Origin of the sequence: Marichromatium sp. AB31, assembly GCF_003718685.1 — a bacterium.
GTDB lineage: Bacteria > Pseudomonadota > Gammaproteobacteria > Chromatiales > Chromatiaceae > Marichromatium > Marichromatium gracile.
Genome location: NZ_RHFI01000003.1, coordinates 174,618 through 199,522 on the forward strand (window position 1 = coordinate 174,618; position 24,905 = coordinate 199,522).

The 24,905-nt window shown below is 69.2% G+C and carries 17 protein-coding genes; 5 read left to right on the forward strand and 12 right to left on the reverse strand.

Going from position 1 to position 24,905, the window contains the following annotated elements:
• Nucleotides 1–102: 102 nt before the first annotated feature.
• Nucleotides 103–2,970: an ATP-binding protein gene (locus tag EBL84_RS04545; protein WP_123139734.1), complete on the forward strand. Its 2,868-nt coding sequence runs from the start codon at nucleotides 103–105 to the stop codon at nucleotides 2,968–2,970.
• A gap of 9 nt (nucleotides 2,971–2,979) precedes the next feature.
• Here the strand turns inward: EBL84_RS04545 and EBL84_RS04550 are convergent, their stop codons facing one another.
• A complete protein-coding gene (locus tag EBL84_RS04550; protein ID WP_123139735.1) occupies nucleotides 2,980–4,353 on the reverse strand; it encodes a YihY/virulence factor BrkB family protein in 1,374 nt (457 codons plus the stop codon).
• A 208-nt stretch (nucleotides 4,354–4,561) separates the two neighbouring features.
• On the opposite strand from EBL84_RS04550, the gene EBL84_RS04555 reads away from it, so the two are divergent.
• Complete coding sequence (locus EBL84_RS04555) at nucleotides 4,562–5,074, forward strand: peroxiredoxin (RefSeq protein ID WP_123139736.1); 513 nt, start codon at nucleotides 4,562–4,564, stop codon at nucleotides 5,072–5,074.
• Nucleotides 5,075–5,262: 188 nt separating this feature from the next.
• A complete protein-coding gene (gene dnaE / locus EBL84_RS04560) occupies nucleotides 5,263–8,832 on the forward strand; it encodes a DNA polymerase III subunit alpha (RefSeq protein WP_123139737.1) in 3,570 nt (1,189 codons plus the stop codon).
• Here the strand turns inward: dnaE and EBL84_RS04565 are convergent, their stop codons facing one another.
• Nucleotides 8,833–11,640 (reverse strand): cation-transporting P-type ATPase, encoded by a 2,808-nt coding sequence (locus EBL84_RS04565; RefSeq protein WP_223806953.1) that lies wholly within the window; start codon nucleotides 11,638–11,640, stop codon nucleotides 8,833–8,835.
• A gap of 561 nt (nucleotides 11,641–12,201) precedes the next feature.
• On the opposite strand from EBL84_RS04565, the gene EBL84_RS04570 reads away from it, so the two are divergent.
• Nucleotides 12,202–13,491 (forward strand): paraquat-inducible protein A, encoded by a 1,290-nt coding sequence (locus tag EBL84_RS04570; protein ID WP_123139738.1) that lies wholly within the window; start codon nucleotides 12,202–12,204, stop codon nucleotides 13,489–13,491.
• Entirely contained in the window at nucleotides 13,488–13,985 is a 498-nt protein-coding gene (locus EBL84_RS04575) for a hypothetical protein (protein ID WP_123139739.1), read from the forward strand. Before EBL84_RS04570 ends, EBL84_RS04575 begins: the two co-directional genes overlap by 4 nt.
• A 7-nt stretch (nucleotides 13,986–13,992) precedes the next feature.
• On the opposite strand, the gene EBL84_RS04580 is transcribed toward EBL84_RS04575, so the two are convergent.
• The 10 genes from EBL84_RS04580 to EBL84_RS04630 all read right to left on the reverse strand — a co-directional run bounded on the left by EBL84_RS04580 (nucleotide 13,993) and on the right by EBL84_RS04630 (nucleotide 24,638).
• A complete protein-coding gene (locus tag EBL84_RS04580) occupies nucleotides 13,993–14,721 on the reverse strand; it encodes a LysM peptidoglycan-binding domain-containing protein (protein ID WP_132229690.1) in 729 nt (242 codons plus the stop codon).
• A gap of 114 nt (nucleotides 14,722–14,835) precedes the next feature.
• Nucleotides 14,836–16,197, reverse strand: coding sequence for a TrpB-like pyridoxal phosphate-dependent enzyme (locus EBL84_RS04585; protein ID WP_123139741.1), 1,362 nt, complete (start codon nucleotides 16,195–16,197; stop codon nucleotides 14,836–14,838).
• A gap of 377 nt (nucleotides 16,198–16,574) precedes the next feature.
• Nucleotides 16,575–17,015: a type IV pilin protein gene (locus EBL84_RS04590; protein WP_123139742.1), complete on the reverse strand. Its 441-nt coding sequence runs from the start codon at nucleotides 17,013–17,015 to the stop codon at nucleotides 16,575–16,577.
• Nucleotides 17,016–17,066: 51 nt separating this feature from the next.
• Nucleotides 17,067–20,936 carry a pilus assembly protein gene (locus tag EBL84_RS04595; RefSeq protein ID WP_190287885.1) on the reverse strand — a complete coding sequence of 1,290 codons (3,870 nt, stop codon included), beginning with the start codon at nucleotides 20,934–20,936 and terminating at the stop codon, nucleotides 17,067–17,069.
• A 2-nt stretch (nucleotides 20,937–20,938) separates the two neighbouring features.
• Nucleotides 20,939–21,442 carry a PilX N-terminal domain-containing pilus assembly protein gene (locus tag EBL84_RS04605; RefSeq protein ID WP_123139745.1) on the reverse strand — a complete coding sequence of 168 codons (504 nt, stop codon included), beginning with the start codon at nucleotides 21,440–21,442 and terminating at the stop codon, nucleotides 20,939–20,941.
• Complete coding sequence (locus EBL84_RS04610) at nucleotides 21,439–22,395, reverse strand: PilW family protein (RefSeq protein WP_123139746.1); 957 nt, start codon at nucleotides 22,393–22,395, stop codon at nucleotides 21,439–21,441. Before EBL84_RS04610 ends, EBL84_RS04605 begins: the two co-directional genes overlap by 4 nt.
• Nucleotides 22,392–22,856, reverse strand: a complete 465-nt coding sequence (gene pilV / locus EBL84_RS04615) for a type IV pilus modification protein PilV (protein WP_123139747.1) — start codon at nucleotides 22,854–22,856, stop codon at nucleotides 22,392–22,394. The genes EBL84_RS04610 and pilV overlap by 4 nt, the downstream gene beginning before the upstream one ends.
• Entirely contained in the window at nucleotides 22,849–23,394 is a 546-nt protein-coding gene (locus tag EBL84_RS04620) for a GspH/FimT family pseudopilin (protein WP_165913492.1), read from the reverse strand. The genes pilV and EBL84_RS04620 overlap by 8 nt, the downstream gene beginning before the upstream one ends.
• A gap of 354 nt (nucleotides 23,395–23,748) precedes the next feature.
• Nucleotides 23,749–24,075, reverse strand: a complete 327-nt coding sequence (locus EBL84_RS04625) for a cytochrome c family protein (RefSeq protein WP_123139749.1) — start codon at nucleotides 24,073–24,075, stop codon at nucleotides 23,749–23,751.
• Nucleotides 24,076–24,077: 2 nt separating this feature from the next.
• Nucleotides 24,078–24,638 carry a NapC/NirT family cytochrome c gene (locus tag EBL84_RS04630; RefSeq protein WP_123139750.1) on the reverse strand — a complete coding sequence of 187 codons (561 nt, stop codon included), beginning with the start codon at nucleotides 24,636–24,638 and terminating at the stop codon, nucleotides 24,078–24,080.
• Nucleotides 24,639–24,905 lie beyond the last annotated feature (267 nt).

Consider the following 24,905-nt stretch of genomic DNA (forward strand, 5'->3'; position numbering starts at 1 on the left):
GCGCACGGGGACGGGAGTGATAACTTGCCTGCAACGGGCGCTCGTCGCTCCCAAGGTTCTGGCGTCCGCCCTTGTCCATCGGCATCCGGGAGATGCGAGACCTTGGCGAGCAACGCCCTGCGCAATTTCTTCGTCCTCTATCTCGGTGCACTGGCGCTGATCGGTGCCGGGGTCGCCTTCTTCGTCGCCGCCGAGATCCGTCACGCCCACGCGGTGAAGGCCGTTGCCGATGGCGAGATGGTCACGCGCGCCGCGCAGCTGGCCCGTCAGCATCTGCGCGATGCGATCAGCGACGTCGAGTATCTGATCCGTCTGCCGGCGTTGCGCGACGCGGTGGCCGGGCGGCGCGCCGACGCCATGCCCCGGCTGGCGCGACAGTTCTCCCTCTACATGATCGCCAACCCCAAGTTCGACCAGCTGCGCTGGATCGGCAGCGATGGTCGCGAGCGGATGCGGGTCGACTGGGTCGACGGACAGCCTCGGCAGGTCGCGGCGTCGCGTCTGCAGGACAAGTCGGGACGCCGCTATTTCCAGGTCGCCAGCGCGCTGCCTCCAGGGGGGGTCCATGTCTCGCGGCTGGACCTCAACATCGAGCACGGCATCATCGAGCGACCGCTCAAGCCGGTCTATCGGGTGGCGCTGCCGGTGTTCAGCGATGCTGGTGAGCGCCACGGCATCCTGATCGCCAACTATCTCGGCGCGCCGTTGCTCGATGCCGTGGTGGCCGCCGTCGGTGACGATGGTGCGCGGCTGATGGTGGTCGATCAAGATGGCGCCTGGCTGCGCAGCCAGGATCCCGCCGACGAATGGGGCTTCGCGCTCGGGACCCAGGTCAGCCTGGGGGCGCGCTATCCCGAGCTCTGGGCGGCGATCCAGGCCGCGCCGAGTGGCCAGCGTCAGGACGAGAGCGGTCTGTGGACCTGGGAGACCGTGGTGCCGTTGCAGGAGGTGGCGAGCAGCCTGCCGCCGGGCTCCTCCGAGCCGGCACCCTTGGTGGTGGGGCCGCAGGATCATCGCTGGACGGTCCTGGCGCGTCTCGAACCGCAGCAGCTGGCGGCGATGTATGGTCGCGTCATCGCCTCGGTGGCGGGTGTCAGCGTGGTGATGGCGCTGGTGGCGGCGCTGTTGTGTGTGCTGATCACCCGCTCGCAGTTTCGTATCGAGCGACTCAATCAGGCGCTCGAGCAGCGTGCCGAGGCGGCCGAGATGGCGACACGGGCCAAGGCCGACTTCCTCGCCAACATGAGCCACGAGATCCGCACCCCGATGAACGCCATCCTCGGGTTCAGCTATCTGCTCGGCAAGATGACCCTGCCCGACCGTGCCGGCGTGCTGGTCGGGCGTATCCAGACGGCGGGACGCACCCTGCAGGGGATCATCGACGACATCCTCAACTTCTCGCGTATCGAGGCCGGCGGGGTGGAGATCCTCGATCGCCCCTTCGACCTGGCCGAGCTGCTCGACGAGGTTCGCGAGCTGATGGCGCTCGAGGCCGCGGAGAAGCGCCTGAACCTGCAGCTGCTGCCGGTCCCGGAAGGATGCGAGCGGCTGCGTGGAGACCCGCTGCGGATCGAACAGGTGCTGGTCAACCTGATCGGCAACGCGCTCAAGTTCACCGAGCGTGGCGAGGTGACGGTGGCCGTGGAGCGACTGCGCGAGGCCGAGGCGCGACAGGTATGGCTGCGCTTCTCGGTGACCGATACCGGCATCGGCATCGCGCCGTCCCAGCAGCGCGACATCTTCTCGCCCTTCACCCAGGTCGATGTCTCCTCCACCCGACGCTTCGGAGGCACCGGGCTGGGGCTGGCAATCTGTCAGCGGCTGGTCGAGGAGATGGGCGGGCGCATCGGCGTCGAGAGCGCGCCGGGGCAGGGGAGCCGCTTCTGGTTCACCCTGGGGTTCGAGGTCCTTGCCCCGCAGGAGGTCGGTGATGACGCATCCCGGTCGGACGAGGTCGGTCGCGAGGCGCTGAGCCTCGCCGGACTGCAGGTCATGGTGGTCGACGACAGCGAGATCAATCGCGATCTGGCCCGGACCATTCTCGCTGACGTCGGCGCCGAGGTGGTGCTGGCCGACAACGGACGCGAGGCGGTCGACTGGCTCAACGCCCATCCCGATAGTGTCGATCTGGTGCTGATGGACATCCAGATGCCGGTCCTCGACGGTTACGAGGCGACGCGACAGATCCGCGCCAACCCGGCGCTCGAGCGGGTCCCGGTGGTGGCGGTCAGCGCCGGGGTGCTCGAGAGCGAGCGCCAGGCGGCGCTCGATGCCGGCATGTGCGCCTTCGTCGGCAAGCCGTTCGACGTCGACGAGGTGGTGGCGCTGATCGCGCGCCTGACCAGGCGCCGGGTTGCCGCGCGGGCGGGACGCCGCCAGCCCGCGCCCGCGCCGCACTACCCCGGCCTGGATGTCGAGCGCGGCCTGGCGCTGTGGCGTGATGCCAAGCGCTATCGGCGTTATCTGCGCCAGTTCGTGCGCGATCATGGCGAGGATGCCAGGCTGCTCGGTGCGGTCGATATCGAGTCGGGCGAGCGCCTGACCCATAAGCTCAAGGGTGCTGCGGGCAATCTCGGACTGACCGATGTGGCCGAGGCGGCCATGGCGCTCAACCAGCTCCAGCGCCAGGGTCGGGATGACACCGAGGAGGCGCGCGCGCGGCTGCAGCGGGCGCTCGATCAGGCCCTTGCCAGCATCGAGCGCTTCGCTCCGGCAGGTGCCGAGACGCCGCCGGCGACCGTAGTCGCCGCGGGAGTGGATCCAGAACGGGCGCGGGCGTTGCTCGGCGAGCTGCTTGCGGCCCTCGACAGCGACAGTCCGGCGGCGATCAAGCCGTTGCTCGCCGATCTCGAGGGCCTGCTCGGGCCGTCTGCGGTGGAGACGCTGCGCGAGGCGGTCGAGCACTTCGACTTCCGTGGCGGCGAGACGGCGGTGCACCGGCTCGCCGAGACGCTGGAGGTGAGGCTCTGAGCCGCTGGCTCAGGCGGCAGTCTTGTTGCAGTCCTCGCCGTCCTCGCTGTCGTCTCTGTCGTCGCCGTCCGCCGTGGCGAGCGCGGCCAGGGTGAGGGTGCCGAGCACCGCCTCGCGACTCTCCTCGAGGCGTGCCTCGAGCGTGCCGAGCGCCGCCTCGGGCGGGCGCGGCCGATAGCCGTCCTCCTCTTCCTCGAAGCTGCGGATCCGCGCCAGCAGCCAGGCGATGGTGATGCGCCCGGGGTCCTGCGCGGGGACGTAGCCGACCGGTTCGGTGGCGGTGGCGAGCACCACCTCGCGTGACTCGAGCAGCCGCAGCGGCTGTTCGAGCACGCCCTCGGCCACCCCCAGTTCGGCGGCCAATTCGACCTGGCTCGGCGCGGTCTGGCCGCGGTGGTGGGCGCGGGCGATGCGCGCGGCCAACTGCAGGGGCAGGCGCTCGCGCAGCCGGTTGCTCAGTCGCGGCTCGCGGGTGCGACCGTCGAGATAGTGCGGGTGCTGGTGGTAGAAGGCGATGCTCGCGCCGACCAGCAGGATCAGCCAGGCGACATAGATCCAGATCATCAGCAGGATGAGGATCGCCAGGCTGGAGTAGATCGCGGTATAGCGGGTGGAGCCGCCGATGAAGGTCGAGAACAGCGCCCCGGCCGCCTCCCACAGCAGGCCCGCGGCCAGCGCCCCGACCAGCGCCGAGACGATGCGCACCCGGGCGTTGGGCACGAACATGTAGAAGAAGGCGAAGGTCAGCGAGATCAGCAGATAGGGCGCGAGTACGCGCGCCAGTTCGAGCAGCAGCCCGAGCGGGGCGACCGCCATCAGCGAGCGCACATAGACATTGTCGCCGAGCGAGGCCGAGAGCCCGAGCGCGGAGAAGAACAGCACCGGTCCGACCAGCAGCACGCTCATGTACTGGGTGAAGCGCTGGGCGAAGGGGCGCGGTCGCTCGACCCGCCAGGTGTAGTTGAACGCCTGCTCGATCTTCTGGATCAACGAGATCACGGTATAGAGCAGCAGCGCCAGACCGACCGATCCGAGCACCCCGACCTGCATCCGGTCGACGAACTCGATCAGCCGGGTGTTGATCTCCTGGCCCGACTCGCCGAGTGGCGCCAGGGCATTCTGCAGCAGTGGTTCGAGCTGGTTGTGGACGCCGAAGCCCTTGAGCACCGAGAAGCTCACCGCCAGCAGCGGCACCAGCGAGAGCAGGGTGGTGTAGACCAGTCCCATGGCGTGGAGCCTGAGGTTGCCCTCGGTGAGATCGCGCGCGAGGGCGTGGAGCAGCCGCGCCAAGCCGATCAGCGGTCGCTGCCAGCGTGGACGCGTGCCGCGCTCGCTCCACAGTATCTGCTCCAGTCGTGTGACGAAGGCTGTCTTGGCCTGCATGGTGGCTGCCCCGATGATCGTTGTCTCGGCCCGGCTCGTTGGGCCCGGGCGCGAGATGCTATCCTTGTCGCCCACGGCGGGATCCGGCGCCTCGCCGGCGTGTCTCCCGGGCCCCGATCCTACCCGTCCGGGCGACCGATGCAAGGCGGCAGCGACGGTCCGTCAGCGCCGCCGTCCCCCTGGTTTCCTGATGCGGAGTCCCCGAGCCATGACTGTCCTGTCCCGTGCGCCTGTGCTGCTGTTGCTGTCGTTGATCCTGGTCGGACCGCTCCGGGCCGATGTCCTGGACACCCTGCCCGAGCCGCTGCCGGCGCCGGACTTCGGCCTCGACACCCCGGCGGGCGAGACGCTGCGACTGGCCGACTATCGTGGCCGGGTGGTGATCCTCAATTTCTGGGCGACCTGGTGCCCGCCCTGTCGCGCCGAGATGCCCTCGATGCAGCGCGCCTACGAGGCATTGGCCGACGACGGGGTGGAGATCCTCGCCATCAACGTCGACGAGGACGCCGCCACCGTCGCCGATTTCGGCGCGCGTTTCGGGCTCGGCTTCCCGCTGCTGGTCGATCCCGGCTCGACGGTGACGCTCGACTACGGGGTGCGCGGGCTGCCGACCTCCTATGTCATCGACCCCGAGGGTCGGGTGGCGCTCGAACTGCTCGGCGATCTTGCCTGGGACGCCCCCGAGGTGCTCGATCAGGTGCGTGCGCTGACCTCGCCCTGACCCCGTCCCGCCCCCTGATCGAACGATCCACGCCGGTCTCGGTGCGGCTGGCCCCCGGGGCGCCCGGGCGCCTATCCCGGCGCGGATCGTGATGGGTTTTATCGAATTCCCCGGGCCGCCGGGCCGCTTAGACTAGGGTCGCCGTGAGCGCCTCGACCGCCCCAGACACACAACCGCGAAGGACCCCCGTGGAACCCAGCTTCGTTCATCTCCACGTCCACTCCGAGTACTCCCTGGTCGACGGCCTGGTGCGGATCAAACCGTTGATCAAGGCCACCGCCGCCGCCGGGATGCCCGCCGTGGCGATCACCGACCAGTGCAACCTGTTCGCGCTGGTGCGCTTCTACAAGGCCGCGCTCGGCGCCGGCATCAAGCCGATCGCCGGCGCCGATCTGCTGATCCGCGACCCCGACGACGCCAACCGACCCTTCCGGCTGGTACTGCTGGTGGAGAACGCCACCGGCTATCGCAACCTCACCCGGCTGATCTCGCGCGGCTATGTCGACGGTCAGCACCAGGGCGTGGCCATGGTCGAGCGCGATTGGGTGGAGGCCGCCGCCGAGGGCCTGATCGCGCTCTCCGGCGGTCCCGAGGGCGATGTCGGCCGGGCGCTGCTCGACGGCGATGCGGCGCTCGCCGAGCGGCGTCTGGCGCGCTGGCAGGCGGTGTTCGGCGATCGCTACTATCTCGAGCTGATCCGCACCGGCCGACCGCGCGAGGCGCGGCTGGTCGAGTCGAGCGTGGCGCTGGCGCTGCGCTGCGACGCCCCGGTGGTGGCCACCAACGACGTGCGCTTCCTCGCCGCGGCGGACTTCGACGCCCACGAGGTGCGGGTGTGCATCCACGACGGGCGCACCCTCGATGACCCGCGGCGCACCCCTCGCTACAGCCCCGAGCAGTATCTGCGTACCCCGGAGGAGATGGCCGAGCTGTTCTCCGACCTGCCCGAGGCGCTGGAGAACTCGGTCGAGATCGCCAAGCGCTGCAACCTCGAACTGACCCTCGGCACCCACTCGCTGCCCGACTTCCCGGTGCCCGAGGGGATGACCATCGAGACCTTCTTCTCCGAGCAGTCGCGCCGGGGGTTGGAGTGGCGACTCGGGCGTACCTTCGACACCAGCGCGCCGGACTTCGCCGAGCGGCGCAAGGTCTATGATGAGCGCCTCGCCGTCGAGCTCGACGTGATCCTCGGCATGGGCTTCCCCGGCTACTTCCTGATCGTCGCCGACTTCATCCAGTGGGCCAAGGAACACGGTATCCCGGTGGGACCGGGCCGCGGCTCGGGCGCCGGCTCGCTGGTGGCCTACGCGCTCAAGATCACCGACCTCGACCCGATCGAGCACGACCTGCTGTTCGAGCGCTTCCTCAACCCCGAGCGCGTCTCCATGCCCGACTTCGACGTCGACTTCTGCATGGAGGGGCGCGATACCGTCATCGACTATGTCGCGCGCAAGTACGGGCGCAACGCGGTGTCGCAGATCATCACCTTCGGCACCATGGCGGCCAAGGCGGTGGTGCGCGACGTCGGGCGGGTGATGGGCCACCCCTACGGCTTCGTCGACCGGGTGGCGAAGATGGTGCCCTTCGAGCTGGGCATGACCCTGGAGAAGGCGCTGATCGAGAGCGAGGACCTGGCCGACAGCTACGAGCGCGACGAGGAGATCCGGGCGCTGATCGACATGGCGCGCAAGCTCGAGGGGCTGACGCGCAACGCCGGCAAGCACGCCGGCGGCGTGGTCATCGCCCCGACCGTGCTCACCGACTTCGCACCGCTCTACTGCGAGCCCGGCGGCGAGAATCTGGTCACCCAGTACGACAAGGACGACGTCGAGCAGGTCGGTCTGGTCAAGTTCGACTTCCTCGGTCTGCGTACCCTCACCATCATCGATTGGGCGCTCAAGACCATCAACGAGACGCGCGCGCGCAATGGCGAGGGGCCGCTCGACATCAACCTCATCGACCCGCACGATGAGACCGCCTTCGGCCTGCTCAAGCGTTGCGAGACCACCGCCGTCTTCCAGCTCGAATCGCGCGGCATGAAGGAGCTGATCAAGAAGCTCCAGCCCGACAGCTTCGAGGACATGACCGCGCTGGTGGCGCTGTTCCGTCCCGGTCCGCTGCAATCGGGCATGGTCGACGACTTCATCGACCGCAAGCACGGTCGCGCCGAGGTTGCTTATCCGCACCCCGCGCTCGAACCCATCCTCAAGCCCACCTATGGCGTCATCCTCTACCAGGAGCAGGTGATGCAGATCGCCCAGGTGCTGGCCGGCTACTCGCTCGGCGGCGCCGACCTGCTGCGTCGCGCCATGGGCAAGAAGAAACAGTCGGAGATGGACAAGCAACGCGCCATCTTCGAGAAGGGGGCGGTCGAGCGCGGCGTGGAGCTGGCCACCGCGACCTATATCTTCGACCTGATGGACAAGTTCGCCGGCTACGGCTTCAACAAGTCGCACTCGGCCGCCTACGCCCTGGTCAGCTATCACACCCTGTGGCTCAAGGCCCATTATCCGGCCGCCTTCATGGCCGCGGTGCTCAGCGCCGACATGGACAACACCGACAAGGTGGTGACCCTGATCGACGAGTGTCGGGCGATGAAGCTCGCCGTCGAGCCGCCGGCGATCAACCGCTCGGCCTATCGCTTCACCGTCTCCGGCGATCGCACCGTGATCTACGGCATGGGCGCGATCAAGGGTGTCGGCGAGGGCGCGATCGAGTCGATGATCGCCGCGCGCGAGGCCGGCGGTCCCTTCCGCGATCTCTGGGACTTCTGCCAGCGCATCGACCTGCACCGCGCCAACCGGCGGGTGCTCGAGGCGCTGATCCGCGCCGGCGCGCTCGACGAACTCGGCGCCAACCGCGCCACCCTGATGGCGGAGCTGCCGCTGGCGCTCAAGTTCGCCGAGCAGCAGCATGCCACCGAGGCGGCCGGGCAGGGCGACCTGTTCGGCGCGCTGGAGGACGCCGCGGCCCCCGAGCCCGATCCCCAGCTGGCACGTGAGCCGCACCCCGACTGGGACGACGAGCAGCGTCTGCTCGGCGAGAAGGAGACCCTCGGGCTCTATCTCACCGGTCACCCGATCGATCGCTTCGAGGAGGAACTCGGCGCCATGGTCGGGCTGCGCATCGGCCGGTTGCTCGAGACCGATCGCGACCAGGGGCGACGCGGGCGCGATCGCGAGAAGCGCACCGTGGTCGGGCTGGTGGTCGGGGTGCGTCACGGCAAGACCCAGCGCGGACGGATGGGTTCGGTGGTGCTCGATGACCGCACCGGGCGGATCGAGGCGACGGTGTTCTCCGATCTCTACGAGGAGTCTCGTCACCTGCTGCAGTCCGACCAGATCCTCGCCATCACCGGCACCCTGAGCTTCGACGAGTATCGCGACAGCTGGAGCCTGCGTGCCGACGACGTGCGCACCTTCGAGCAGGCGCGCGCCTCGCGTGCCGATCACCTGATGCTCGAACTCGATCTCTCCGACCCGGCGGCGCACACCGCCGGGCTGGCGCGGGTCGAGGCGCTCGCCGCGCTGCTCGGCGAGTACCGCGACGGCGATCTGCCGGTGCGGCTGCGCTATCGTCGTCCCGGCGCCCGCGGCGAGCTGGTGCTCGGCGAGGCCTGGCGGGTGCAGCCGACCGACCTGTTGCTCAAGCGGCTGCGCCAGCTGCTCGGCGCCGGCGCGGTGCGGGTCTCCTACGAGCGCCCGGCACGGCCCGCGCCGCAGCGCGAGCCGTCGCTGCCGCTGCGCGCCGTCTCCTGATCAGCCGCCGCCCCGGCGCCGGCGCACCAGGGCCTTCTCCAGCTCGACCAGGAACAGCACGGTGGAGCCGACCAGCACGATCGCCAGCCAGTCGCCGGCGGCGATCGGTGCGGTGCCGAAGAGCTGCTGCAGCGGTCCGAGGTAGGTGAAGGCGAGCTGGAAGAGCAGCAGCACCGCCACCGCGAGCAGGGCATAGCGGTTGCCGAGCAGGCCGCGCGCGCTGAGCACCGGGGCGTCGATGTAGCGGGCGTTGAACAGATAGAAGATCTCGAACATCACCAGGGTGTTGACCGCCACGGTGCGCGCCTCCTCGATGCTTGCCTCCCGCGCCAGCGACCACAGGAAGAGTCCGAAGGTGCCGATCATCAGGATCAGCGAGACATAGCCGATGCGCCACAGATGGCGCCGGTCGAGCACCGGCGCGCGGGCATCGCGCGGGGCGCGGGCCATCACCCCCGGTTCGGGCGGCTCGAAGGCCAGCGCCAGGGCGAGGGTGACGGCGGTGATCATGTTCACCCAGAGGATCTGCACCGGGGTCAGCGGGAACTGGTGGAAGCCCATCACCAGGGCGCCGAGCACCACCAGCGCCTCGCCGCCGTTGGTGGGGAGGATGAAGACGATCGCCTTCTTGAGGTTGTCGTAGACGGTGCGCCCCTCCTCGACGGCGTTGGCGATGGAGGCGAAGTTGTCGTCGGCGAGCACCATCTCGGCGGCCTCCTTGGCCGCCTCGGTGCCGTTGATCCCCATCGCCACGCCGACGTCGGCGCGCTTGAGCGCCGGGGCGTCGTTGACCCCGTCGCCGGTCATCGCCACCACCCGACCCTCGGCCTGCAGCGCCTCGACCAGTCGCAGCTTGTGCTCGGGGGTGACGCGGGCATAGACGTCGACCTCGCCGACCCGGGCGCGCAGCGCCGGCTCGTCGAGCCCATCGAGCTCGGCGCCGGTGAGCACCGCCTCGGGGTTGGCGAGCCCCACCTGACGGGCGATGGCGCTGGCGGTGGCGGCGTGGTCACCGGTGATCATCTTCACCCGGATACCGGCCTCGGCGCAGGCGCGCACCGCGCTGATCGCCTCGCTGCGCGGTGGGTCCTGGAGCCCGACCAGACCGAGCAGTACCAACCCTTGGTCGAGGTCGGAGAACGCCAGCGTGGTGGTGCCACTCGGCATCGGTTTGAGCGCCACCGCGAGCACCCGCTGGCCGGCGTCGGCCAGTCGCTCCATACGTGCGAGCCAGTCGGCGCGATCGAGCGCCTGCGGCCCGTCGACGCCCTGGACCTGTTCGCAGCGCTCGAGCAGCGCCTCGGGCGCGCCCTTGACGAAGACGACGCACTCGCCCTGGTGGTCGTGATGCAGGGTGGCCATGAACTTGTGCGCCGAGTCGAAGGGGATCAGGTCGGTGCGCGGCAGCTCGCGGTTCAACGTCTCGGGATCGAGCCCGGCCTTGATGGCGGCGACCAGCAGCGCGCCCTCCATCGGGTCGCCGCTGACCCGCCAACCCTCGGGCTGTTGCTCCAGTGCGCTGTCGTTGCAACAGACGAGCGCCCGCAGCATGCGCCCGAGCAGCGCGTCGTCACTCGGTTGCAGCGGCTGCCCGGCGACGCTGAAGCCGCCGTGGGGGTCATAGCCGCTGCCCTCGACCTCGACCGTCTGGGTGGCATCGATCAGGGTGCGCACGGTCATCTCGTTGCGGGTGAGGGTGCCGGTCTTGTCCGAGCAGATCACCGCCACCGTACCCAGGGTCTCGACCGCCGGCAGGCGGCGGATGATGGCGTTGCGCCCGGCCATGCGCTGCACCCCGATCGCCAGGGTGATGGTCATGATCGCCGGCAGTCCCTCGGGGATGGCTGCGACCGCGAGCCCCACCGCGGCGAGGAACATCTCGGCGGCGGTGTAGTCGCGCACCAGCACGCCGAAGGCGAAGGCCAGCCCCGCCACCAGCAGGATCACCGCGGTCAGCCAGCGCCCGAACTGGGCCATCTGGCGCAGCAGCGGGGTGGTCATCTGCTCGACTCCGGCGACCAGGGCGCTGATCCGGCCGATCTCGGTGGCGCCGCCGGTGGCCACCACCACCCCGGTGCCCTGGCCGGCGGTGACCAGGGTGCCTGAGTAGGCCATGCAGCGCCGATCGGCGAGCACGGCGTCGCTGGCCAGCGGCTCAACGTCCTTCTCGACCGGCACCGACTCGCCGGTGAGCGCCGCCTCCTCGATCTGCAGTCCCTTGACCTTGAGCAGACGCAGGTCGGCGGGGATCTTGTCGCCCGACTGCAGCTGCACCAGATCGCCCGGCACCAGATCGCTCGCCTCGACCGTGACCAGTCGGCCGTCGCGCCACACCAGGGCGTGTTGCGAGAGCATGTCGCGGATGGCGCGCAGCGCGTCCTCGGCCTTGCCCTCCTGGACGAAGCCGATGATCGCGTTGACCAGCACCACGCCGAGGATCACCCCGGCGTCGAGCCAGTGCTGGAGCAGTGCGGTGACCACCCCGGCGACCAGCAGCACATAGATCAGCACGTCGTGGAACTGGGCGAGGAAGCGCGCCCAGGGGCCGCGTTGCTTGCCCTCGGGCAGCCGGTTGGGACCGTGCTCGGCGAGGCGGCGCGCGGCGCTCGCGCCGCTCAGCCCCGCGGCCGGGGCGTCGAGTCGGGTGAGGATCTCGTCGGCATCGAAGGCGTGCCAGTCCGGCGCGGCTGGCGCGTCGGTGGTGGTGGGCGTGCGCTCGCGGTGGCGTCGCGCCAGCCACAGCACGGTGCCGACCCCGACGGCCAGCGCCGCGAGGATCCAGAGCAGGGTGAGGGGCATGTCGGACATACGGGCGGTCTCCTGTTCGCCTGGGCGGGCCCGCGCGGTGATCGCCGGGCTCCGGTGAAACGGTCTCGCCGTGGTCGTCGCGCGGGGCCAGGTCGCAACCAGGCCGGGGTTCGAGGTGTTGAACCCCATTGATCTGCGCGGACGGAGTCGGCGGTCCTGACCTCATTAGGGTATGACTCGCTCGACCAAGTTCAGTCTAGTCGGTGGGGGCCGGGTTTCAGCTTTCGGCCGCCAGCCGGAAAGACCGAACCGCAAAGACACAAAGGGCGCAAAGGGGATAAGAGCTTCCAGCGGTCAGCCTCCAGTCGCCAGTTGCGCTGCCCTCAAAGACTGACGCCGGGAGCGTGGGCCGCGGCGGATGGCAAGCGGCGCTGGCGTCGAGCGCACACACTCGCTGGAGGCTGGCCGCTGATCGCTGGCAGCTTGAATCCCTTGGCGCGCTTTGTGTCTTTGCGGTTCAATCCCTGGCCGCTGGCCGCTGGCCGCTGGCCGCTGGCCGCTGGCCGCTGGCCGCTGATAGAGTGTCCCCACCGAAGAAACTGCTCTGTGGAGGGATCGCCGATGTCGGCTGCGCTGATGATCCGGCGGGGGTTGGTGGTGCTGGCGCTCGCCGGCGCCGTGGTGCTCGGGTTCCGGCTGGTGGAGGATCTCGGGCAGCTGCAGCGGCTCGAGGGCGATCGTGCCGAGCTGCGTCACGCCCGCTATGGCATGCTCGACACCGAGCAGTGGACCCGGCGGTTGAGCGCCGTGCTCGCCGAGCGCATCGCCGACTTCGAACTCGACGAGCGCACCCGGCCGCGCGTCCTCGCCACCCTGACCGAGGCGATCAAGGCGCTGATCGGCGAGATCGAGCGCCAGTTGTCGCTCAACGCGCCGCCCCGTGGCGGTGACTGGCTGACCCAGCTCCAGGGCACGCTGCACCAGCAGTTGCAGTCGCGGCTGATCGACTTCGACGCCCTGCGCGCCCAGGCGCCACGCTATGCCGAGCGGCTGCTCGCGGCGCTCGAGGGGCCGGGCACCGAGGCGGCGATCCGCGCCGAGCTGCTGGGGCTGCTCACCGCCGCCACACCCACCGAGGTCGAGCACTCGCCGGTGCTGAAGGCCCTGCTCGAGCGCCATGGCTGTGCCGAGGTCGGGGCCTGCGCCGCCGCGCTCGAGCGCGAGGCGGCGGCGTTGCGTCCGGCGATCGACCAGCAACTCGGCGTGCTGATCGGTCTCGCCGCGCTGATCTTCGCGCTGGTCGCCTGGGGACGGGTGCAGGAGCGCCGGGTCGACGGTTTCGCGCTGGGCGCCGCGATCGCCATCACCCTGCTCCTGCTGCTCACCGCGCTGTTCAGCCCGATGCTCACGATCGAGGCGCGTGTCGACCGGCTCGGTCTCGAGTTCCTCGGCGAGTCGGTGGTGTTCACCGATCAGGTGCTCTACTACCAGTCCAAGAGTCTGTTCCAGGTGGTCGAGATCCTGATCCGCGCCGGGGGGGCGGATCTGTGGCTGGTGGCGTTGCTGATCACCCTGTTCAGCGTCGTCTTCCCCGCGCTCAAGCTGCTCGCGACCCTGGTCTATCATCGCGCCGCCGGCGCGCCGGTCGCGGCACCGGTGCGCTTCTTCGCGCTGCGTTCGGGCAAGTGGTCGATGGCCGATGTGCTGGTGGTGGCGCTGTTCATGGCCTATCTCGGCTTCGACGCGCTGGTGGCCAATCAGCTCGACACCCTGGGCGCCACCGAGGCGACCGTGCTCACCACCAATGGCACCGCGCTCGCGCCCGGTTTCTATCTGTTCCTCGCCTTCGTGCTCGCCAACCTGGTGTTGTCGAGCCTGATCGAGCGTGGCGCCGGGGAGCGGCGGCGATGAGTCGGCGCTGGGGTCTGGTGTTTGCAGCGGCGCTGCTGATCCCGATGGTCGTGGCGGCCGACGGCGAGTGGCGCGCCGGGCTCTCCGCTGGCGGCGAGGTGCGCGTCGAGCCGGAGACGCGTCGTGCCTGGCGGGTGGGCGAGGACGGTGAGCGTCGGCCGCTGTGGGACGGGGTGCATCGGCTCGAGGACGGCTCGGTGGTGATCGTGCGCGAGGGCACCGTGGTGCCGAGCGCGTCGATGCAGCAGCAGTGGTCGACGGATGTGCCGATGACCGAGGGGGAGACGGTGGCGACACCCTCGGACTGTGATGCGCTGGTCGAGCAGGTCTGTGGTCCGGCCGCCGGCTGTCTGCGCTCCGAGTCCTGTCGGCTGGCGCTGGAGCTGCGCGCGCTGGCGCTGGACGAGGCGCGCGCCGAGGGCGATGCCACTGAGACCCGGGCGCAGTGTCGTGAGGCGCTGGCCGAAGGGCTACTGGGGCGCTGCGGCGATTGAGTGCACCTCAGGGCAGGATCAGGGTCATCCCGGGGGTGAGCCGGTCGGGGTCGTCGAGCAGGTGGCGGTTGCCCGCGAACAGGCGTTGCCAGCGCCCCTCGGTGCCGTAGACGCGCCGGCTGATCAGCGCCAGCGAGTCGTTCTCCTCGACCCGATAGAGACCGCGCGCGTCGGTCAACACGGCGAGCAGCGCCTGATCGAGCTGGAGCTGGGTGCGGGCGCCGGCGACCTCGATCTTCCGTCCCGCGCCTCGCGCCGGCTGTTGCAGGGTCTCGACGAGCACCCGGTAGGAGGTCGCCGCGGCCGCGCGCGCCTCGTCGATCTCCAGGGTGCCGCCGAGCGCCGGCGGCAGCCGCCGCAGCAGCTGGTCGAGCCGGTGGGCGTCGGTGCGTGCCTCGTCGAGTGCGGCGCTGGCGTCGAGATGCGCTTGCGATTGGGCACGTAGCGCCTCGCCGAGTGCGGCGCGGGCGTCCTCGCTCCTGGCCAGCTCCTGGCGCAGCCGTTCGAGGGTCTGGGTGCTGGTGGCGAGACGGCGCTCGGCCTCCATCCGCGCCTGATCGGCGGCCTTGCGCGCACCGGCCGACTCGCGCAGCTTGTCCTGCATGCCGGCGATATGGGTCTCCAGCTCCTCGATGCGCGAGGGCGGGGCGACGGGCTCGGCGGTGGTGAGGACGGCGGGCTCGGCGACCGCGCGGGTCGCGCTGCACAGAGCGAGGGCGAGGACGAGGTTACGCAAGGCGATCAACTCCATCCGGCGAGTCGGGACTGTCACCGCCGCCACCGTCCCTGGTGGTGGCGGTGCCGGGGGGCGGTGCGCTGGGCAGCCGAACCCCGGGGCGTGGCGACCGCGTCAGTCGACGCTGGGCAGCCCGGCGAGGGCCATCGCGACCTCGCTCTCGGCATAGTCGAGGTCCTTGAGCTTGCCGCCGAGATAGTCGGTGTAGGCCTGCATGTCGAAGTTACCGTGACCGCTGAGGTTGAACAGGATGGTCTTCGACTCACCCGACTCGCGGCACTTCTCGGCCTCGTGGATCGCGGCGCGCACCGCGTGGTTGGACTCGGGCGCGGGCAGGATGCTCTCGGCCTTGGCGAACTGCAGTCCGGCGGCGAAGCACTCGAGCTGATTGTAGGAGCGCGGGTCGATGTGGCCAAGTTCGGTGAGGTGGCTGACCAGCGGCGCCATGCCGTGATAGCGCAGCCCGCCGGCGTGGAAGCCCGGGGGCACGAAGCTCGCACCGAGGGTGTGCATCTTGCAGATCGGCGAGATCTGGGCGGTGTCGCCGTAGTCGTAGGCGAACTTGCCCTTGGTGAGCGAGGGACAGGCCGAGGGCTCGACGGCGATGCACTCGACCTTGCGTCCGCCGCGCAGGTGGTCGCCGATGAAGGGGAAGGCGATGCCGGCGAAGTTACTGCCGCCGCCGGTGCAACCGATGACCATGTCGGGCTCGGCGTCGGCCATCTCGAGTTGCTTCTGCGCCTCGAGCCCGATCACCGTCTGGTGCAGCAGGACGTGGTTGAGCACGCTGCCGAGGGCGTACTTGGTGTCGTCGTTCTGCGCGGCCAGCTCGACCGCTTCGCTGATCGCCATGCCGAGGCTGCCGGTGTTGTCCGGGGTGTCGGCAAGGATCTTGCGGCCGCACTCGGTGGTGTCGCTGGGGCTGGCGATGCAGCGGGCGCCGAAGGCCTCCATGAAGGCACGACGGTAGGGCTTCTGGTTGAAGCTCACCTTGACCATGTAGACCAGCACCTCGAGCCCGAACATCGACCCGGCGAGCGACAGCGACGAGCCCCATTGGCCGGCGCCGGTCTCGGTGGTGAGCCGCTTGACGCCCTCGATCTTGTTGTAGAAGGCCTGGGCGACGGCGGAGTTGGCCTTGTGGCTGCCGGTGGGGCTGACGCCCTCGTACTTGTAGAAGATCTTGGCCGGGGTATCGAGCGCCTGCTCCAGTCGACGGGCACGGTAGAGCGGCGAGGGGCGCCACTGCCGCAGCACCTCGCGCACCGGACCGGGGATCTCGATCTCGCGCTCGGTGCTCATCTCCTGCTCGATCACGCCGCGCGGGAAGATCACCTCCAGCTCGTCGGCGCTCAACGGCTGCCGGGTGACCGGGTTGAGCGGGGGATACATCGGTTCCGGCAGATCGGCGTTGATGTTGTACCAGAAGCGGGGCAGGTGCTGCTCATCGAGCAGGTACTTGACTGGGTCGCTCATGCTGTCGTCTGACCTCGGTGATGGATGGGGCGGCCGATGGCGAATCCGCCGCGCTCTCGTTCGCTCGCGACGCGCGGGTGGTCGCGCGCTTGGGTTTTCTGGTTGCGGAGGGATGCCCCGGATGACGCGATCCCCGGAATGACGGGGGATGGTGGCGCAAAAGCGCGCGGCGCGCGTTGCCTGACATCAATCGGGGGGCGAAATTCCGCCGCATGGCGGGGCGATTGATCGCTGCGACGGCGTTCCGGGGTCGTCCGGCTGGAGGCGTCGCGTCATGCCGGTCGGCGTGGGTGTCGCGCCCGGCCTCTGGGGTTCCGCGCGGTCATGATACCGCGCGATCGTGTGCGGGGTCGAAGCGTGTGTCCGTCCCCCGGTGGCTAGTGGCCCCAGCAGGCGGCGGCGTCGCGGCTGGCGTCGCTGCCGACGCGACGCTGGCCGACGTGGTTGAGGGTGAGGGTGCCGCAGGCGTCGCCGCTCATGGTGCCGGTGGGTACCGCCTCGAGCTGGAAGCCCTGGGCGCCGCTGCGGGCGTTGTCGTAGCCGATGCTGTAGTAGGCGCCGCCGCTCGCTGGCACCTGGGTGATCGGCAGCGTGGGCAGACTGGCGCCGTCGAGATAGCTGCTGCGCTTGGCGTAGTGACGCTCCAGGAACTGGGCGTTCTGCAGCAGTGCGGTCTTGGCCTCGGCGCGATAGGAGCGCTCGATGTAGACGCGGTAGCTCGGCAGTGCGACGGCGGCGAGGATGGCGATGATGGCCACGGTGATCATCAGCTCGATCAGGGTGAAGCCGTGGGGTCGGGTGTTCTTGGTCTGGTGCATGGTGATGGTGTCGTTGCACCGACCGGGCGCGCGCCCGGTCGGGTGGATGGGTCAGAGGAGCTGGCGCCAGTCGATACGGTGCATCTGGCCCCCGTAGGGCGGCTGGCCCTGCTTCCTCGGGATGTCGTCGGGATCGGCGTTGCCGGTCGAGCTGGCGGTGTAGGTGACGACGTGTCCGCTCTCGTCGCGCATCAGCAAGGCGCCCTTGGTGAAGCCGCTCTGCGGGTCGAGCACCACCCCGATCACCGGGCTGCCGTCGTCGCCGCCGACCCGATCGCCTGAGTCGAAGCTGCCGTCGTCGTTGATGTCGTAGAGCGAGTCGCCCTCGGGCAGGTCGCCGGTGATCAGCGAGAAGGTGTAGTCGGTCTTGTGACCGCCGCGATCGCAGGGGTCGTTCGAGGGGGTCTTGGTGATGAAGGTCACCCAGCTGGTCGCCTCGCTGAACTGCTGCACATTGGGCATGTAGTCGAAGCGCTCGGCGGGGTTGCGCCCGTCGTGGTCGAGGTCCAGATACCAGCCCCGGTCGTCCATCCAGCTCACCGTGCCCTGGGCGGTGAAGGTCTTCACCCGGCGTCCGTCCTTGACGGTCTCGGTGGTGCGCCGTGCGATGAGATCGGCGCGCTCGAGTCCGGCGCGCCCCTCGTCCTTGTCGAAGATGACATAGAAGCTCTGCTGCTGGGTGTCGGTGATGTCGGTCTGGGAGAGATAGCGCCCGGTGCCGACATAGACGATCACGCCCCCGCCCTCGGGTGAGGTGACGACCGCCGGGCGGGCGGTGATCGGCTGGCGCGCGCCGTCCTCGTCGGTGGCGATGAACAGCGGCGCCGGGGTGCCGCCGGCGTCGGTGGCCACCGCCCAGTCGCCGTCGGGCTCGCGCTCCAGCTTCCACAGGTTGCCCTGGAGGTCGCCGACATAGATGCGGTCGACGATGCCGTCGTTGTTGGCGTCATGGAGCGCCGGGGAGGACAGGCCGTTGTCGCCGGCGGTTGCGGGCAGGGTGATCTTCTCGCGATCGGACTTGCCGCCGAGCGAGACCAGATAGAGCACCGCGCGCCCATTGTCGCTGTTGTAGCCGTTGCCGAAGATCAGCGCCCAGTGGTCGGGAGCGGTGGCGGCGATCTGCGGGGCGCTGTAGGTCAGTCCGAGATCGCGGTCGTCGGCGTCGGTGAACTCCCAGATCACGTCGTCGGCGTCGAACGTCTCGGGATCGCTGACGTCGAGCAGGAAGACGCCTCGCCCGCCACCGCCCAGCGCGCCGGCGAGATAGGTGCGCCAGGCGCCACCGACATGGGCGTCGCCGAGGGTGAGCGGACCGTCGACGAAGGGGCGATGCTGATAATTGATCTCGGGCAGCGCGTCGAGGTCGTGATAGACGGCGTAGGGGACATAGGCGAACAGCTCACGGCCCGAGGCCGGATCGTCGAGATCGGCGCGGAAGCCGTGCAGCATGCCGTCGTTGGCGCCGACATAGAGCATCGGCAGGCGTCGCTCCTTGGCGCGCAGATAGGCCGCGTAGCCGTCCTTGCCGCTGACCCCGGAGCTGGTGGCGCCATAGCCCTGATCGGTGGCGCCGCTGTAGATCGGGTCGGCATTGAGCACGTCGCCGAGCTGGCTGGTGGCGCGGTCGCGCAGGGTGGCGTCGTGGATGCGGCCATAGCGTGGCTGTTCGTCGGCAGCCGGGTCATGATAGCTGCCGACGCCGTTGCAGCCACTCGCCTGCAGGGCGACGCCGAGGGTGTCGGCGGTGGTCTCCACGACCCGGAAGCGTCCGTTGTAGTGCGGCGAGTCCACCGGCCCCTGGTCGTCCTCGACCTGCACCCCGGTGATCACCACCTGGTCGCCACTGCTGAAGGGGTGTCCCTTGACCGTGAAGGTGGCGAGGGTGTCGCCCGAGGATCTCGAGCAGTCGGCCCCCTCGATGCGCCCGTCGCCGCGCAGCCAGGCCAGTCGTCGCGTGCAGTCGGCGCCGAGTGCCGCGCCCAGGGCGCCGTTGCAGCGGTCGAAGGCGGTGGCGCCGGCGGCGCCGTTGGTGGTGAAGATGCGGCGCGCGTAAGGGGGAGGCAGGCGTTGGGAGGCGCGCCATAGCTCGGCGTCCTCGCGCGCCGGGCTGGTGGCGACGACATCGCCGCTCCAGTCGGCATTGAAGCTGGCGGTGAAGATGGCCGTCCCGGCATCGTTGAGCCACTCACCGTTGGCCGTCGGGGTGGCATAGGTGCCCGAGTCGGTGGTCGAACTGATCGCGCCGATGATCTCCTCGAAGGCCGCGGTGAGCGAGGCGGGGTCCTCGGCGCTGTAGAAACGGCCGCGACTGTTGATCGCCGCGTGCCACAGGTCGTAGACCTTGAGTGGATCGTAGGAGCGGATCTCGAAGCTCGGCCAGGACTTGCTGCCCGCGAGCAGCGCCTGGTAGTCGCCGCCGTAGGTGCTGCCGCCCCAGGCGGGGTCGGTCATGCTCGCCCCCAGCCCCAGGCCGACGGTGAAGTTGGTCATGTGCTGCCAGGTCGCCGGGTCGTTCCTGGGGTTCCAGTAGCGCGTCTTCTTGTCGCCCTGGGTGTCGAACTCGAACACCGGCACCTTGTCGCAGGTGGCGCCGGTGCAGTCGGGCTGGCGATCGCCCGATCCCCGGCGCAGGTCCGTCGCCCAGTAGTAGAAGGCGAGATCGCTGATCGTCGCCGAGTACATCGCGTCCTCGTAGGGCGGCCGGGCTTGGTACTTGGTGCCGTCCGGCAGCGTCCAGTTGCGGTTGGTGGCGTTGGTGGCGCCAGAGAAATTGTTGCCGTGGCCCTCGTCCTTGGAGTTCCAGATGCCGTCGGTCATCATGATGTGGAAGTTGCGCCGACAGCCGTGGGATTCGCGGTTTCGCCCCGATGACGAGTCCTCGTAGGGCGCGCTGGTGGTGAAGTAGTCGCCGGCGCGCTGCATCGCCGGGCGCAGCGGGGTGCCGCCATTGGTCTGGATCTGGGAGACCCAGTCGAAGAAGTTCTCGCGGTGGGTGCCGCTGAAGGTGTCGATGCGGTTGTCGCCACGCCGGAATTGCCGGCGCGTGCCTCGACAGTTGCTGTGACTGTCGAGCGGGCATTGATTGAGCGTCTGCCAGGCGACTCGCGAGCTGTCGTCGAGCCGCGCGAAGCTCAGGGTCGCCGCGGTCATGGTGGCGAGATTGCGCGAGCGATAGAAGGCGTACCAGTTGGCGAAGTTCCGGCGTTCGTCGCTGCCGTCGGGGCCGGAGTCCTCGTCGACCTGAACCAGGGTGTAGCAGTCGTTGTCGTCGAGCTCGCCGTTGCAGCGCCGGTTGCCCGGCTCGAAGCGGTAGTAGTAGGCACGAACGTCATTGTTCCATCTGCCACCATGATCGTCGTCGTCGTCGTCGTCGTCGTCGTCGTCGTCGTCGTCGTCGTCGTCGTCGCGCCAGCCGTAGTAGTCGCTGTATCGCCTGGTGTAGACCTCGTTCGAATAATGCGGCATCCAGCTCTCCTCGAGCCGGTTGCCGTAGCGCCACGACAGCCTTCGCGTCGGACGATAGTTATCGGTCAGGTCACGCGTGCCGTGGTCCGGCTCGTAGCCGTTGCGGTAGGCGGTGGCGAGTGCCCGCTCCGGGGTCGATGTATCGCTCGACGAGGGCAGGGGGTTGCCGTCGCTATCGCTCGGCGGGGTATAGAGGGTCTCGGGATCGTAATAGATGCCGTTGTAGTCGCTCGACTTGAAGTAGCGCTCCTCGAAGTCCTCGCTATCGCGCTGATCCGGTGCATAGCCGTAGCTCATGCTGCCCGAGTCGTCGATGGTCAGCAGGATGTTGGGCTCGACGCCGGCGCTGATGAGGAAGGGCGGGATGTCGGAGATCTCGATCGCCGGTGCCGCCGTGGCCGCCAGCAGCAGTCCGAGCAGCAGCCCGCGGAATCGTTGTGGGGATCGCGTACGCATGCTCACTCCAATCGATACAGGCTCTGCAGGATGACCACCGAGGCGGGGTCGGCACCGACCCCGCGCGCGCTGACCCGGTAGTAGGCGCACTGTCTGGTGCCTCCCGGTTCGCACGGGGCCTCGGAGAGTCGCTCGATGACGTAACGGGGCTGTTCGGCGAGACCGTCGAGCGCGGTGCTCACGCTGACCACCTGGGTCTGGCCCCAGTTGAAGCGATCGCGCCGGTAGGCGGGCGTGTTGTCGGCATCGTAGGCGATGGTGTGGTCCTGCTCGAACTGGTCTCGGTCACTGATGGTGTCGGCCATCAATGCCTGATCGGCTGCGCGCAGCGCCGCCTCGGCGGCCTGGAAGGCGAGGTCGTGGTTGCGGATGCTGGTGCTCATCCGCTCCTGCTGGGTGTTTTGTACGGCGCTGGTGGTGCCGATCAGGGCGAGCACGGTGAGGAAGATCAGGGCGATGATCAGTACCGCGCCGCGTTGTCGGTGTTGGAGAGGATTTGGGCTCATGGCTGGATCAGGCGGTTTCTCACCGCGATGGTGCCGCTGACGATGCGATCGTCGAGCGTCCCGTCGAGGTCGTTGGTCGGGGTCAGGGTGAGGGTGAGGCGGATGGCGAGGACCCGTCTCCAGTCCTCGGCGCGCGCGCTCGCCGTGGTGGCGCTGCTGACCTGATCGGCGCGGACGTAGCGATCGACACTCTTGTCCGCGTCATCATCGATCCCGTAGAGGATCTGCAGGTCGGAGACGCCCTCGACGAGTTCGGTGTCCGTGCCGTCCTGGCGCACCATCAGCGCGGGCTCGCCTTCGTCGTTGGTGCCGACGAAATAGCTGTGGGCGATCAGCGGATAGAGCCTGGGGGTGGCGGTATCGCTGCCGAAGCCGCAGGCGGTGGTCGAGTCCGACACCAGGGCCAGGGTGGTCGTAGCGCCCGTCGCGCAACCGGCGCTCGGGTCGGTGGAGGTCACCGCGAAGGTCTCGGTGAAGTAGGGGCTGGTGGCGATCCAGGTCTGACCGGCCAGGGGGGAGTGGGTGGGCTGACACGCCAGGGTGAAACGCGCCGCGCCGGCGCCGCCCTGGCAGGCCGTGTCGAGCACGAATGCATGATCGGTATCGGCGCGCACCAGATGAAGCACGTCTCCGCCCGTACGCCCGCTCATGGTGATGGTGTCGTGCTCGTCGTCGAGTCCGTGCAGTGGGTTGGCGATGTCGGTGGTCTCGGGCGGCCAGCTCGCGGGGGCGCTGTCGAGCTGGTAGCCACCGGTGTAGCCGGCCATGCGCACGTCGCGGGTCAGCGCGAGGAAGGCGTAGCGCGCGTCCTCCTGGAGCATCGCCAGGGTCTGGGTGGTGCGCTGGGTGGTGCGGGTACTGACCATCACCGCGCCGAGCGCGGCGATCATCATCAGGCTGATGGTGGAGGCGATCATCAGCTCGATCAGACTGAAGCCGCGTTGACGGATCATGGTGTGGGCTCCGGCAGCAGGGTCTCGGTGGCGAAGCTGACCCACTCCAGCGTCGGGTCGGCCTCGGCGCTGGTCGGCAGTCGCGTCTCGCGCCAGCGCAGCGTGATCGCGACCTTGTCGCCGTCGAGGGTGATCCGGCCCTCGCCGCTCGGCAGGTCGGCGGCGAGGGCCTGTTTCCAGCGCTGCAGGTCCTGGGCGCTGACCGAGGTGCCGGAGACGCTGTCGGTGAATCCGGTGGCATAGCTCGCGCGCTCGGCGCGATTGGCGCGCATCGACTCGATGATGTCGTGGGCGTGCAGGGTGGCATAGCTGCGCTGCAGCGCGCCGAGGTTGCTCTTCATGGTCAGCGCCTGCAGCGCGCCGAAGCCGAGCAGCCCGACGGCGAGCACGACCATGGTCACCAGCACCTCGATCAGGGTCAGGCCGCGCTGGCGGCGACCGGTGCGTGGGTATCTAGCCATCACAGCCCTCGTCGAGTCGTACCTGGCCGGTGCGCTTGACCCGCAGACAGCGCTGCTCGCCGTCGGTGACCCGGATGGTGAAGCGGGTCTCGGCGGCCTCGCCCAACGGTGGGGTGAAGACGATCGGGTCGCCGCCGCTGGCGGTGAGGGTGGCGGCCCCGAACGGGCGCACCACCTTGAGCAGACGGTCGTCGGCCCGCCCGTCACCGTCGATGTCGGTCTTGACGCCGGTGGCGTCGGCATCGTCGCGCACGAACACCAGCCAGCCGTCAGCCCAGTCGGTGGTGATGGTGCAGGTTGGCTGATCGGCATCGGCGTCGCCGGTCGCGCAGACGGCGACGGTCTGGCCCCGGCTCAGCGACTCGACCCGGGCCTGCTGGAGGCTGGCGCTGAGGCTGTTGGTGAGGCCGGTGAGTCGCGAGTCCTGCAGCAGGTGCTGGAAACCGGGGACGGCCAGCGAGAGCAGGATGACGGCGATGGCCAGGGTCACCATCAGCTCGATCAGGGTCACGCCACGAAGACGACGGGCCGCTGTCATCGATGTTCTGGGTGCGGCCACGTCGGTTGCTGAGGCCGGCCGGTGGCGGGGAACGGGAGGGACTGCTGACGACTGGGCATCGGGTTCCTTGCTGCTCCTTGCGCAACCGGGGCGTCTAGGTGTCCCGGTATCTGGGCTTTCATTGTACACGGCGTTGATATCGGTGGTGAATTGTGCGTCCGCGGGGTTGATCCGCGCCATTCGAGGCGGTCGCACCGGGTAGCCCCGGTGTCTTTGTGTCGTGGGTCGCGCGCTCGATCGTCAAGCATGGAAGCATGACGGATGAGACGAGGCGCGTCTGCAGGATGGATAAGGTTTCGGACATCGGCGCGCGCGCCGATGTCCGCGGGCGGCTCAGCGCAGCGAGTGCATATAGGCGACCAGGTCGGCCAGTTCCTGCGGCGTCAGCTCGGTCTTGGGCATCTGCGCGCCGGGCAGGGTGGCGGTGGGATCGAGCAGGTAGTCGCGCAGCCACTGCGCGCTGCGCTCGGCGCCGACCTGGTCGAGCGTGCCGCCGAGTGCGGCCATGGGGCCGGACTCGCCGCCCAGGGTGTGGCAGAGGTTGCACATCTTGGCCTCGTAGACCTGGGCGCCGCGTGCGGCGTCGCCGCTCGGGTCGGCCAGGGCGGTGGCGCTCAACAGCGTGGCGCCGATCAGTAGCGGGATGGCACGGACGGACATCTTCACTCCTCGTTCGTGGTGGTGGGAAGGGCGTCGCCGGCGAGGTGTGCGCGCAGATCCTTGTGGCCGACGTGGGGGTGGCAGTCGGCGCAGCTCAGGGCGTTGTCCGGCGCGAAATAGGTGCGGTGTCCGAAGGCCGCGGCCGGGCTCTGCTCGGGGGCGTGTTCGAGTGCGGCGTGACAGTTCAGGCAGGCCGAGTCGTAGAGGAAGTCGTTGCGTTGCTCGAGGCTGGTGAGCCAGTCGGGCTCGAAGACGAGCGAGACCACCTGTCCCCAGCCGGCCTTGAGACCGAACAGTCCCTTCTGCACGAAATAATTGGCGGGGCTGTCGTGGGGCAGGTGGCAGTCGGCGCAGTCGGCCCGCAGTCCCTGGGGGTTCTGGCCGCCGTGGACGTCCTGATCATAGGAGGCGACGAAGGCATCCATGGTGTGACAGCTGCTGCAGAATTCACGGTCGGACGTCGCCTGGAGGGCGGTCTCGGTGACCATCCAGCTCCCGCTCGCCAGCCCCGCCAGGAGCAGCACGCCCCCGCTCCCGAGCAGCAGCCATGTGCGTTTCTTCATCGTTTCCTCCACAAGCCCTCGCCGTGGTCGGCGGGAGAACGGCTGCGCCCGCGGCAGCCGACGAAAACAGGGTGCAGGTCTCGTTTCCGTCGAGCTTCAAGGCGTCGCCCAGGGGCGGTGGAGTCTTGCAGTGCGCGGCGGTCGGTGAAACCTGCGACGGCTGACCGGCTCGTCCGCGTGACCTTCATGCCTCCGCTGCAACGAGGGCGTCTGCTCGTTGGCGTGGCCGGGTCGAGTGCGGTGGCTCGAGCGATCGCCTGGACTATA

Bases quoted from the DNA above. Each gene is read 5' to 3' on its own strand.
- EBL84_RS04550 (WP_123139735.1), bottom strand. From the start codon at position 4,353: ATGCAGGCCAAGACAGCCTTCGTCACACGACTGGAGCAGATACTGTGG.
- EBL84_RS04555 (WP_123139736.1), top strand. From the start codon at position 4,562: ATGACTGTCCTGTCCCGTGCGCCTGTGCTGCTGTTGCTGTCGTTGATC.
- EBL84_RS04565 (WP_223806953.1), bottom strand. From the start codon at position 11,640: ATGTCCGACATGCCCCTCACCCTGCTCTGGATCCTCGCGGCGCTGGCC.
- EBL84_RS04570 (WP_123139738.1), top strand. From the start codon at position 12,202: ATGTCGGCTGCGCTGATGATCCGGCGGGGGTTGGTGGTGCTGGCGCTC.
- EBL84_RS04575 (WP_123139739.1), top strand. From the start codon at position 13,488: ATGAGTCGGCGCTGGGGTCTGGTGTTTGCAGCGGCGCTGCTGATCCCG.
- EBL84_RS04585 (WP_123139741.1), bottom strand. From the start codon at position 16,197: ATGAGCGACCCAGTCAAGTACCTGCTCGATGAGCAGCACCTGCCCCGC.
- EBL84_RS04590 (WP_123139742.1), bottom strand. From the start codon at position 17,015: ATGCACCAGACCAAGAACACCCGACCCCACGGCTTCACCCTGATCGAG.
- EBL84_RS04595 (WP_190287885.1), bottom strand. From the start codon at position 20,936: ATGCGTACGCGATCCCCACAACGATTCCGCGGGCTGCTGCTCGGACTG.
- EBL84_RS04605 (WP_123139745.1), bottom strand. From the start codon at position 21,442: ATGAGCCCAAATCCTCTCCAACACCGACAACGCGGCGCGGTACTGATC.
- EBL84_RS04610 (WP_123139746.1), bottom strand. From the start codon at position 22,395: ATGATCCGTCAACGCGGCTTCAGTCTGATCGAGCTGATGATCGCCTCC.
- pilV (WP_123139747.1), bottom strand. From the start codon at position 22,856: ATGGCTAGATACCCACGCACCGGTCGCCGCCAGCGCGGCCTGACCCTG.
- EBL84_RS04620 (WP_165913492.1), bottom strand. From the start codon at position 23,394: ATGACAGCGGCCCGTCGTCTTCGTGGCGTGACCCTGATCGAGCTGATG.
- EBL84_RS04625 (WP_123139749.1), bottom strand. From the start codon at position 24,075: ATGTCCGTCCGTGCCATCCCGCTACTGATCGGCGCCACGCTGTTGAGC.
- EBL84_RS04630 (WP_123139750.1), bottom strand. From the start codon at position 24,638: ATGAAGAAACGCACATGGCTGCTGCTCGGGAGCGGGGGCGTGCTGCTC.